This window comes from Cryobacterium sp. TMT2-4 (genome assembly GCF_004402575.1).
Taxonomy (GTDB): Bacteria; Actinomycetota; Actinomycetes; order Actinomycetales; family Microbacteriaceae; genus Cryobacterium; species Cryobacterium sandaracinum.
Genome location: NZ_SOGE01000028.1, coordinates 106,736 through 118,010, shown reverse-complemented (window position 1 = coordinate 118,010; position 11,275 = coordinate 106,736). Strand labels below are relative to the sequence as shown.

Annotated in this window: 10 protein-coding genes; 9 read left to right on the top strand and 1 reads right to left on the bottom strand. The window is 69.2% G+C overall.

All coding sequences use genetic code 11. The annotated features are described in order from the left end of the window. Positions 1-694: 694 nt before the first annotated feature. On the bottom strand, positions 695-1,732 hold the full coding sequence (locus tag E3O54_RS08440) for a hypothetical protein (RefSeq protein ID WP_134401396.1): 1,038 nt from the start codon (positions 1,730-1,732) through the stop codon (positions 695-697). On the opposite strand from E3O54_RS08440, the gene E3O54_RS08435 reads away from it, so the two are divergent. The 9 genes from E3O54_RS08435 (at position 1,697) to xerD (ending at position 10,843) form a co-directional block, all read left to right on the top strand. Continuing rightward, positions 1,697-2,635: a hypothetical protein gene (locus E3O54_RS08435; protein WP_241976806.1), complete on the top strand. Its 939-nt coding sequence runs from the start codon at positions 1,697-1,699 to the stop codon at positions 2,633-2,635. The genes E3O54_RS08440 and E3O54_RS08435 overlap by 36 nt on opposite strands. Next, on the top strand, positions 2,610-3,641 hold the full coding sequence (locus tag E3O54_RS08430) for an HAD-IIA family hydrolase (protein ID WP_134401395.1): 1,032 nt from the start codon (positions 2,610-2,612) through the stop codon (positions 3,639-3,641). The genes E3O54_RS08435 and E3O54_RS08430 overlap by 26 nt, the downstream gene beginning before the upstream one ends. 10 nt (positions 3,642-3,651) lie before the next feature. Next, positions 3,652-3,822 (top strand): hypothetical protein, encoded by a 171-nt coding sequence (locus E3O54_RS16310; RefSeq protein WP_158250237.1) that lies wholly within the window; start codon positions 3,652-3,654, stop codon positions 3,820-3,822. Between the two features lie 95 nt (positions 3,823-3,917). After that, positions 3,918-4,724 (top strand): TlyA family RNA methyltransferase, encoded by an 807-nt coding sequence (locus E3O54_RS08425; RefSeq protein WP_134401404.1) that lies wholly within the window; start codon positions 3,918-3,920, stop codon positions 4,722-4,724. Continuing rightward, positions 4,721-5,641: an NAD kinase gene (locus tag E3O54_RS08420; RefSeq protein ID WP_104100385.1), complete on the top strand. Its 921-nt coding sequence runs from the start codon at positions 4,721-4,723 to the stop codon at positions 5,639-5,641. The genes E3O54_RS08425 and E3O54_RS08420 overlap by 4 nt, the downstream gene beginning before the upstream one ends. 9 nt (positions 5,642-5,650) lie before the next feature. Continuing rightward, on the top strand, positions 5,651-7,348 hold the full coding sequence (recN, locus tag E3O54_RS08415; RefSeq protein WP_134401394.1) for a DNA repair protein RecN: 1,698 nt from the start codon (positions 5,651-5,653) through the stop codon (positions 7,346-7,348). A gap of 11 nt (positions 7,349-7,359) precedes the next feature. Continuing rightward, complete coding sequence (locus E3O54_RS08410) at positions 7,360-9,081, top strand: CTP synthase (protein WP_134401393.1); 1,722 nt, start codon at positions 7,360-7,362, stop codon at positions 9,079-9,081. Positions 9,082-9,165: 84 nt separating this feature from the next. Further along, entirely contained in the window at positions 9,166-9,789 is a 624-nt protein-coding gene (locus E3O54_RS08405) for an NUDIX hydrolase (RefSeq protein ID WP_174720203.1), read from the top strand. Between the two features lie 67 nt (positions 9,790-9,856). After that, complete coding sequence (gene xerD / locus E3O54_RS08400; RefSeq protein WP_241976805.1) at positions 9,857-10,843, top strand: site-specific tyrosine recombinase XerD; 987 nt, start codon at positions 9,857-9,859, stop codon at positions 10,841-10,843. Positions 10,844-11,275: the final 432 nt, after the last annotated feature.

Sequence of the window (11,275 nt, the reverse complement as noted above, 5' to 3'; positions counted from 1 at the left end):
TGCAGGGGGGACCCTGTGGGAGAGTAGGACACCGCCGGACTCAACGTAGCAACACACACAATGGCCACCCCAACGGGTGGCCATTGTGCGTTAACCACCACCACCGCCCCGCCCGGCGCCCACCAACAGCGACGCCCCCGCCCCATCCACCCCGCGGCGCACATCCAGCAGCGGTCGTGGCCAACTCAGGAGATCCAGCCGGGCCGTGCCGGGCATCCGCACCAATGCCGCACTAACCCGCGGCGGCCGTCTACTGCGGGCAACAGATGTCCTGAGTTAGCCACACACACACGGGCCCTGGTGCGAGGGCGCCTCGCGACGCACGCTCTACCTGCGCCCACCTCCATACCGTGCGTCCACCTCCACACCTTGCGCCACGAACCGCACCACCCCGTGAGAGGGCACACCTGCACCAACGACAGTTGGCCACCCCTCGAGGTGATTTCCATGTGGTAAATGGGAGTGAATGTCTGCATTTCGGTCGAAAGTGCCCGGTAGAGCCACCACTCTCGACCGGAGAGGGACACTCGCCGCGACCCGGTATGACACCGCCGGACTCGATTCAGAATCAACCAAAATGGCCTCCCAGACGGGTGGTCATTTGGCGTTGAGTTACTGTTGATAGGTCTGTCGAAATGACAGGTCAAATTACACAGGAGACACAGTGAGCCCTTCAGGAACGCACGATAACGAATCACGCGACGGCGGACGAGACGATCGTCGTTCCAACGGGGGTTACCAGGGCCGGTCCGACCGTCCGCAGCGTGACGGTGAGCGTCCCCCTTACCGCGGTAATTCCGAGCGTCCGAAGCAGGGAGGCGAGCGTCCTCCCTACCGCGGGAACTCCGATCGTCCCTCCACGGGCGGTTACCGTGCAAATTCCGAGCGTCCGGCCAACGGTGGCGAGCGTCCTTCGTACCGTGGCGATACCGAGCGTCCGCAGCGTGATGGTCAGCGTCCTCCCTATCGCGGCAACTCCGACCGCCCGGCCACGGGTGGTTACCGTGGCAATACTGACCGTCCCCAGCGTGATGGTGAACGTCCCCCTTATCGTGGCAACTCCGAGCGTCCGCAGCAGGGTGGCGAGCGTCCCCCTTATCGTGGCAACTCCGAGCGTCCGCAGCAGGGTGGCGAGCGTCCCCCTTATCGTGGCAATTCGGACCGTCCCTCTGCCGGTGGCTACCGGGGCAACTCTGAACGCCCGCAGGGTGGCGAGCGTCCTCCTTACCGTGGCAATTCCGACCGTCCGCAGCAGGGTGAGCGTCCTTCCTACCGTGGCAATTCCGACCGTCCGCAGCAGGGTGAGCGTCCCCCTTACCGTGGCAATTCGGACCGTCCCTCTACCGGTGGCTACCGGGGCAATCCCGATCGCCCGCAGGGCGGCGAGCGTCCCCCGTACCGGGGCAACTCCGATCGCCCGCAGGGCGGCGAGCGTCCCCCGCACCGGGGCAACTCCGATCGCTCCTCCGGCGGCGGGGAGCGCAAGCCCTGGGCCAAGGACGGCGCCCGTCCCGAGCGCACCGATCGCCCGCAGCAGGGTGGCGAGAAGCCCTGGACCCAGCGCGGCGGTTCGCCGAACCGTGCCGGAGCTCCGCGCGGAGACGCCGGTAAGAAGCTGTGGACCCGTGACGGTGCCCCGGCCCGCGGTGACCGCGATGCCCGTGTCGTCGAAGAGGAGATGACCGAAGAGCAGCGCATGCAGCGTGAGCTTCGTTCGGTGCGCCCGCGCCACGACGACCCCGAGCTGCCCGACGACATCACGTCGCAGGACCTCGACCGGATCGCCCGCAACGAGCTCAAGACCCTCAGCAAGGACAACGCCGAGGCCGTCGGCCGCCACTTGGCCATGGCCGCCCGCGTCATCGACGAAGACCCCGAGCTGGCTCACCGCCACGTCCTGTCGGCTGCCCGTCGTGCCGGCCGGATCGCCGTGGTGCGCGAGAGCCTCGCAATCACCGCCTACGCCACGGGCGACTTCGCCCTGGCGCTGCGGGAACTGCGCACCTATCGCCGCATCTCCGGTTCCAACGATCAGCTTGCGCTGATGGTGGACAGTGAGCGCGGCGTGGGCCGCCCGGACCGGGCGCTCGAGCTGGGACGCTCCGTCGAGCGCGCCTCGCTGCCGGCATCCGTTCAGGTTGCCCTGGCGATCGCCATGTCCGGGGCGCGTCTGGACCTCGGCGAGACCGAGGCTGCGCTCAGCGAGCTGGAGATCCCGCAGCTGGACCCGAAGACCGCGTTCTCCTACAGCGCCGAGCTGTTCGCCGCCTACGCCGAGGTTCTCGGCGAGCTGGGCCGCGACGACGAGGCCGAACTGTGGAACGAGCGGGCCGAACGGGCCGACGCTGCCGTGTCCGGCGTGACCGATTTCGACGAGACCATGGAGATCCTCGAGATCGACGAGGAGGAGTCCGACGAGGAAGAGTCCGACGACACCGACACCGACACCGACACCGACGACTCCACCGACGACGACGACGCGACTGACGTCTCCGACGAAGAGTCCGCGAATGACGCCGACGACTCCACCGACGACGACGACGCGACTGACGTCTCCGACGAAGAGTCCGCGAATGACGCCGACGACTCCACCGACGAGGCGGAGCACGATGCTCAGGCGTCGCCGCGTGCCTGAGCCGGTCACCCCGCTCACCGGCGTCGACGTGGTTCTGGCCGACCTGGACGGTGTGGTCTACGCCGGTCCAGCGGCCATCCCGTTCGCGGTCGAGAGCCTGAACCGTGCGGCGGAAACCGTGCGGGTCGGCTACCTCACCAACAACGCGTCCCGCACCGACCAGTCCGTGGCGGACCACCTCTCCGAACTGGGCCTGCACACGGTGGCGACGGATGTCGTGACCTCACCGCAGGCCGCCGTGCGTCTGCTCGCGGATGAAGTGCCGGCCGGCTCGCGCATCCTCGTGATCGGCGGCGAAGGTCTTCTGACCGAGGTTGAAAAGGGTGGCTTCGTCGTCACCCGCTCGGCGGATGACGCTCCGGCGGCCGTGATCCAGGGCTTCTCGCCCGACCTCGGCTGGAAGGACCTGGCCGAGGCCGCGTTCGCCCTGCACCCGAACGAGGATGGCGTGGAGATTCCGTGGATCGCCACGAACACCGACTGGACCATCCCGGTGGCCCGGGGGATCGCGCCCGGCAACGGCACCCTCGTCTCCGCCGTGCACAGCGCCGTCGGTCGCCTGCCGATCGTGGCCGGCAAGCCCGAGGTGGCCATCTTCACCGAGGCCGTCACCCGCTTCGAGGCGCAGGCGCCCCTGTTCATCGGCGACCGCCTTGACACCGACATCCTCGGCGCGAACCGGGCCGGCATTCCGGCCGCGCTGGTGCTCACCGGCATCGACAAGGCCAAGCAGACCCTGGCCGCCGACGCCAAGTCGCGGCCGACGTATATCCTCGACGACCTGCGCCAGCTGCACGAGCCCTACCCGCAGACGGTGTTCTCCAAGGACGGCTCCTCCGCCACGGTGAACGGGGCGACGGTGCGCATTGTCGGCGCCGACGTCACGATCGTGGCCGAGGGTGACGGGGCGATCAACCTGCTCCGCGCCGCCTGCGCCGTGATCTGGGCATCCGGTCGGCCCATCTACGGGCTCACTGTTCCGGAGCGACTGTATCTCGGACGGTAACGTGGAGAGGGTGAATCAGCCCCACGTGACGACGGACGACGTAACCCAGGATCTTCCCGCGCGGCTCGCCGCGATCGAAGACCGGCCCCTCGAGGAGCGCGCCGCCGCGTACGTTCAGGAGCACGACGGGCTGCGGGGCCACCTCGAAGGTGGAGACGTTCCCCGGGCGAGCCACCCATGACCGACGTCGACGGAACCCCGATGGGCGCCCCCGATGACGTCGCCCCCGACACCAGTGCCAGCGACCCCAGCGACCCCGGCGTTGCCGGCGAGCGGATGCCCCACCAGCGCCTCGACTCGGCCGTCGCCGAGCGCGGTCTGGCCCGGTCCCGCACCGTCGCCGCGCAGCTGATCGTGGGCGGACTGGTCACGGTCGACGGCACGCCCGTCGTCAAGGCATCCGCCAAGGTGCGGGACACCCAGCTGATCGAGGTGGCGGCCACCGACCACTACGTCAGCCGCGGCGCCAACAAGCTCATCGCCGCCCTCGACGCCTTCGCGGTTCTGGCCCTGGGCCGCACGGTGCTCGACGCCGGAGTGTCCACGGGCGGCTTCAGCCAGGTGCTGCTCGAACGCGGCGCCGGCCAGGTCATCGGGGTGGATGTGGGGCACGGGCAACTGGCCCCTCAGCTGGCGACCGAGCCGCGACTCGTGCTGGTCGAGGGGTTCAACCTGCGCTACGCCACGGCCGAGAAGATCGCGGCCGCCTCCGGGGTGCCGCAGCGGGTGGACCTGGTCGTGGGAGACCTGTCCTTCATCTCCCTGACCACCGTGCTTCCGGCCCTGGTGGCGTCCGCCGCCGACGGTGCCGACTTCGTGCTGCTGATCAAGCCGCAATTCGAGGTCGGCAAGGGCAGCATCCGCGAGGGCGTCGTGCACGATCCGGGCCTCCGTGCCGACGCGATTGCCGGTGTGCTCTGGGCGGCGTGGGATCTCGGCCTCAAGACGAACGGTTTGATCGCCTCGCCCATCGCCGGCGGCGCCGGAAATCGCGAGTACCTGTGCTGGCTGTCGAGCGCGGTCGGCAGCAATCCGACAGAATGGATCGAACGCACAACGGCGCTGGTGGGAGTGACTAAATGAGTGCAGCACCACGCAACATCCTCGTCGTCGCGCACACCGGCCGCACGGATTCCCTCGAGGCCGCCGTCACCGTCTGCCAGCAGCTGCTGGCCGCCGGAGCCGTGCCGGTGCTGGCCCGCAACGAGCGCGCCGACCTGCTCGCGCACTGCCCGGACCTCGACGACCAGATCGCGATCCTGCACGAGTGCGTCGCGACCACCGAACTCGAACTGGTGATCGTGCTCGGCGGCGACGGCACCATCCTGCGTGCCGCCGAAGTCGTGCGCGGCTGTTCGGCCCCATTGCTCGGCATCAACCTCGGCCACGTAGGTTTCCTCGCCGAGAGCGAGCGCGACGACCTCGGTGAGGCCGTGCGCCGGGCTCTGCTGCGCGACTACCTGGTCGAGGAACGCATGGCCCTCGCCGTTCGGGTCAAGCTCGGCGATGAGGTGATCTACGAGACCTGGGCGTTGAACGAGGCCACAGTCGAGAAATCCAGCCGTGAACGGATGCTCGAGGTCGTCATCGAGGTCGACGGCCGCCCGCTCTCCTCCTTCGGTTGCGACGGCGTGGTCATGTCCACGCCCACGGGCTCCACCGCCTACGCCTTCTCGGGCGGCGGCCCGATCGTCTGGCCGACGCTCGACGCGCTGCTGCTGGTGCCGCTCAGCGCTCACGCCCTCTTCGCCCGCCCGCTCGTCGTGGGCCCGGACTCGTCGCTCGCCGTGGAGGTGCTCGCCCGCACCGGCGGGGCCGCGGTGCTCTGCGCCGACGGTCGCCGCGTGCACGACCTGCCGCCGGGCTCCCGTGTGATCGTGCGCCGTTCACCGATTCCCGTTCGGCTGGCCCGCCTGCACAGCGGCCCGTTCACCGACCGACTGGTCAACAAATTCAACCTGCCCGTCACGGGCTGGAGAGGCCCGGTCGGCCGTGAATAGGCGTTCCGCATGATCGAGGAGCTCGTCATCCGTGACCTCGGTGTCATTGCCGAGGCCACCCTGCCGCTCGGCCCCGGCTTCACCGCCGTGACGGGCGAGACCGGCGCCGGCAAAACCATGGTCGTCACCGCCCTCGGCCTGCTGCTCGGTCAGCGTGCCGATCCCGGTCTCGTGCGCCAGGGCCAGTCGCAGAGCTGGGTGGAGGGCCGCTGGCTGATCCCCGCCGACGGCACCGTCGCGACCCGCGTGCGGGACGCCGGGGGAGACCTCGACGGCCCCGAACTCATCCTCAGCCGCTCGGTGTCCGCGGAAGGACGCAGCCGGGCCGTGGTCGGCGGGCGTAGCGCCCCGGCCGGCGTGCTCAGCGACCTCGGCGGCGACCTCGTGGTCGTGCACGGCCAGTCCGACCAGGTGCGTCTGCGTTCGGCCGTCGCCCAGGCTGCAGCCCTGGACCGCTTCGCCGGGCCGACGCTCGCCGAAACCCTCGACCTGTTCCAGAGGGCCTACTACCGCTGGCAGGGCCTTCAGAGTGAGCTCGACCGACTCGTCGACGAGCAGGACCAGCGCGCCCGCGAGGCCGACACGCTGCGCGCCGCCATCGACGAGATCGAACTCGTCGCCCCCCAGCGCGGCGAAGACGAGTCGCTCAGCGAACGCGCCGAACGCCTCGGCAACCTCGAGGAGCTGCGCATCGCGGCCGCCCAGGCCCGGGAGTTGCTCTCGGCGGAGGAGAACCCCGACGAGATGCCCGACGCTGTCGCCCTGCTCGAGTCCGCCCGGCGCCAGCTCGAACGGGCCGGGGAGCACGACCCGGCCCTGCCGCCCCTTGCCGAGGCACTCGCGAACGCCGGCTTCCTGGTTGCCGACATCGCCGCGCAGCTCTCCAGCTACCTGGCCGGCCTCGACGCCGATGGCGCCCGCGAACTCGAGGTCGTGCAGGAGCGCCGCTCGGAGCTCACCGGCCTGGCCCGCAAGTACGCGGGCGGCCTTGATGAGGCCATCGACTTTCTCGACACCGGCAGTGCCCGTCTGCTCGAACTCGACAGCGACTCCGACCGCATAGACACGCTCCGCACCGAAACGGATGCCGCACGCCAGTCGACTGACGGCCTCGCCGACCAGCTCACCGGCATCCGTCGCGCTGCCGCAGAGGCCCTGGGCGCGGCCGTCACAGCCGAACTGGCCGCCCTGGCCATGCCGAACGCGTCGCTGCTGGTCGAGGTCGACGGCCGGGCCGAGATCACCGCCACCGGACGCGACCTCGTGAAGATTCTCCTGCGCCCGCACGCGGGGGCGGAGCCACGGTCGCTGGCGCGCGGGGCCTCCGGTGGCGAACTGTCCCGGGTGATGCTTGCGATCGAGGTCGTCATCAACCAGGCCGACCCGGTGCCGACCTTCGTCTTCGACGAGGTCGACGCCGGCGTGGGCGGCGCCGCGGCGATCGAGATCGGCCGCCGGCTGGCCCGGCTCGCCGAAACCGCCCAGGTGATCGTGGTCACCCACCTTGCCCAGGTGGCCGCGTTCGCCGGCAACCACCTCAGCGTCGTCAAGGACAGCGACGGCTCCGTCACCGCCAGCAGCGTGCGCCAGCTGCACGGCGACGAGCGTGCCGCCGAAATGGCCCGCCTGCTCTCCGGCCTGCCCGATTCCGCGAGCGGACTCGAACATGCCCGGGAGCTCATGAACCTCGCCCGCGCCAACCGATAGGTCAGCCCTCAATGCTAGAGTCGAAGCCCGTGGTGGAAAATAAAAGCACGGACGCATTAGTACGCAACGACACGACACGACACATTTTTGTGACCGGTGGTGTCGTTTCTTCTTTGGGCAAGGGCCTGACGGCGGCAAGCCTCGGCAATCTCCTCACGGCCAGCGGTCTCCGCGTGGTCATGCAGAAGCTCGACCCCTATCTCAACGTGGACCCCGGCACGATGAACCCGTTCCAGCACGGCGAGGTCTTCGTGACCGACGACGGTGCTGAGACCGACCTGGACATCGGACACTACGAACGGTTCCTCGACATCAACCTCAACCAGGCCGCGAACGTCACGACCGGTCAGGTCTACTCGCAGGTGATCGCCAAGGAACGCCGCGGCGAGTACCTCGGCGACACCGTGCAGGTCATCCCGCACATCACCGACGAGATCAAGCGCCGCATGCGCCTGCAGGCCAGCGACGAGTTGCGCCCTGACGTGATCATCTCCGAGATCGGCGGCACGGTCGGCGACATCGAGTCCCAGCCGTTCCTCGAGGCGGCACGCCAGGTGCGCCACGAACTCGGCCGCAACAACGTCTTCTTCGTGCACGTCTCGCTGGTGCCGTTCCTCGGCGCCGCGGGGGAGCAGAAGACCAAGCCCACCCAGCACTCCGTCGCCGCCCTGCGTTCCATCGGCATCCAGCCGGATGCGCTCGTGCTGCGCAGCGACCGGCCCGTCTCCGACTCGAACAAGCGCAAGATCGCGCTGATGTGCGACGTCGACGAAGACGCCGTGGTCAACGCGGTCGACGTGCCGAGCATTTACGAGATCCCCACCATGCTGCACGATCAGGGCCTGGACAAGTACATCACCGACCGCCTCGGCCTGCCCGTCACCAGCGTCGACTGGACCGGTTGGCAGAAGGTGCTCGATGCCGTGCGCGAGCCCCAGCACACCGTCACCATCGGGCTGGTCGGCAAGTACATCGACCTGCCCGACGCCTACCTGTCGGTCACCGAAGCGCTGCGCGCCGGCGGATTCGCCAACCAGACCAGGGTCCAAGTCACCTGGATCGCCTCCGACGACTGCGAGACCGAGGAGGGCGCGAACCGCCTGCTCGGTGAGCTCGACGGCATCTGCGTTCCCGGCGGCTTCGGCGTGCGCGGCATCGAGGGCAAGCTCGGCGCCCTCAAGTTCGCCCGCGAGAACGGCATCCCCGTGCTCGGCCTCTGCCTTGGCCTGCAGTGCATGGTCATCGAATACGCCCGCAACAAGGCCGGCCTCACCGGCGCATCCTCCTCGGAGTTCGACGAGGACACCGAGTTCCCGGTGGTCGCGACCATGGAAGAGCAGGTCGAGATCATCGCGGGCGGCGACCTGGGTGGCACCATGCGCCTGGGTCTCTACCCGGCCGTTCTGGCCGAGGGATCCATCGTGGCCGAGCTCTACGGTGCCTCCGAGGCGTCCGAACGTCACCGCCACCGCTACGAGGTCAACAACGCGTTCCGCTCTCAGATCGCGGATGCCGGACTGTGGTTCTCGGGCACCTCACCCGACCGCCACCTGGTCGAGTACGTCGAGCTGAAGCGCGAGGAGCACCCGTTCTACGTGGGCACGCAGGCGCACCCGGAGCTGCGCAGCCGGCCCAGCCACGCGCATCCGTTATTCCGTGGCCTGATCAGCGCGGCCCTGGACCGCCAGCAGGCCAGCCGCCTGTTCGAGGTAGAAGCCAAGGAAGAAGCCTGAGCCGTGACCCACCCGTCTGTGCCCGCCGCCAATGTGACCGCTCCTGTGACCGCCGAGAAGTCCGGCGAATCGGCCTCCGCCCCGCTGGCGGATGAGCCGGCCTTCGCGGCGGTCTCGGACAGCGCGATCGTTTTCGACGGCAAGGTGTGGGATGTCCGCCGCGACACCTTCGGCTATAACGGCTCCCGCATCAATCGCGAGTACCTGGACCACCCGGGCGCCGTGGCGATCCTCGCCCTCGACGAGCACAACCAGGTGCTGCTGATCAAGCAGTACCGGCACCCCGTGCGCACGCGCGACTGGGAGCTGCCGGCCGGGTTGCTCGACGAAGACGGCGAGCATCCACTCGTCGGAGCGCAGCGCGAGCTGGCCGAGGAGACCGACCTCGTCGCCACCGAGTGGAATGTGCTCGGTGAGTTCGCCACCTCGCCCGGCGGCAGCAACGAGGTCATCCGCATCTACCTGGCGCGCGGCCTCGCCGCGGCTCCGGAGATCTTCGAGCGCACCGAGGAGGAAGCCGACATCGAGGTGCGCTGGGTGCCGCTTGATGACTGCGTCGATGCCGTGCTGGCCCGCCGGGTGCAGAACCCGTCGCTGGTGATCGGGGTGCTCGCCGCCCAGGCAGCCCGCGCGCGCGGCTGGAGCACCCTCGGGGCGGCGGATGAGCCGTGGCCGCGGCATCCGGTCAATTGGGACCACACGGTGTGACCGGTTGGCCTCGTCTGGTGGTGTGAGCGGTGCGGCTGGTGTTCCTGCTGGCCGGGGCGTCACGGGTGTGGGCGGTCCGCCTGCACCGGGAGTTGCCGGTGGGGTCGTCGCGGCGGCCGTGGACTCGTATCTGCGGCACGTCGCGATCGAGCGCGGCCTGAGCAGCAATACGGTGTCCGCCTACCGGCGTGACCTGGCCATCTACAGCCGGTGGCTTGCCGCGGTCGGGTTGACCGGACTTGCCGACGTCACCCGGCAGCACATCTCCGACTACGTGCGGTTCTTGGGATCCCGCGAGGAGTCGCCGCTGACCGCGGCGTCGATCGCGCGCATCCTCTCGACCGTGCGCGGGTTTCACCGATTTCTGCTCGAGGAGGGCGTGGTCGACACCGATGTCGCCCACGAGTCCAAGCCGCCCAAGCTCGGCACCCGGCTGCCCAAGGCAATTTCGATCGAGCAGGTCACGCTGTTGCTCGCGGCGACGGACGGCGACGAGGTGCACAACCTGCGCGACAAGGCGCTGCTCGAGCTGCTCTACGCCACGGGCGCCCGCGTCTCGGAGGTGGTCAACCTCAATGTGGACGATGTGCTCGACCCCGAGGTGGTGCGCCTCACCGGCAAGGGCGACAAACAGCGCATCGTGCCGGTCGGCAGTTACGCGCGCGCGGCCATCGACACGTTCCTGGTGCGGGGGAGACCGCTGCTCTCCGCCCGTGGACCGGCGACGCCGGCCCTGTTCCTGGGCCTTCGCGGCAAGAGGCTCAGCCGGCAGAACGCGTGGTTGATCATCCGGGCCGCGGCCGAACGCGCCGGCCTCGAGGGGCATGTTTCGCCGCACACGCTGCGGCACTCCTTCGCGACGCACCTGCTCGAGGGCGGGGCCGATGTGCGCGTGGTGCAGGAGTTGCTCGGCCACTCCTCGGTGGCCACCACCCAGATTTACACGCTCGTCACCGCGGATACCCTGCGCGACATGTACACGACGGCGCATCCGCGGGCGCGGGTGTCCCGTTCCGTCCCCCCGGTGGTTGAGTCACCCCGCGGTGGTGGTTGAGACCCCGCCGGTCCTGGACGAGCTCAACCCCGCTTAACTGTTCCCGTTTTGGACAACTGTTGCCCGTGTACCGGCAACAACTGTCCGGAACGGCAACAGTGGCGGCCGGGGCCGCCGCGCGCCGCTGACGTTTGAGCTTTCCGGGGCATTCCGTTCGAGCGGCCACCGAAGGCTGCGTCTCGCGTGTTTTCCGAAGTTACGTGACGACGGATGCCGAGAGCCGCCCACGCTCGCGGCTGTGGCGGCCCCGCCGGTGGTTGAGCCTCCCGAAACCCGGTGACCTGGCCCTCGAACCCGCCCATCGGCATCCGTCACCGTCGCTAGCTTCGGAGTTTTTCGGAACCCGCGGGTCGAGCGGCCACCGAATGCGGCGTGTCGCGATTATCCCCGAGGTTACGTGACGCCGGCTGTCGAGAGCCGCCCCCGCTCTGG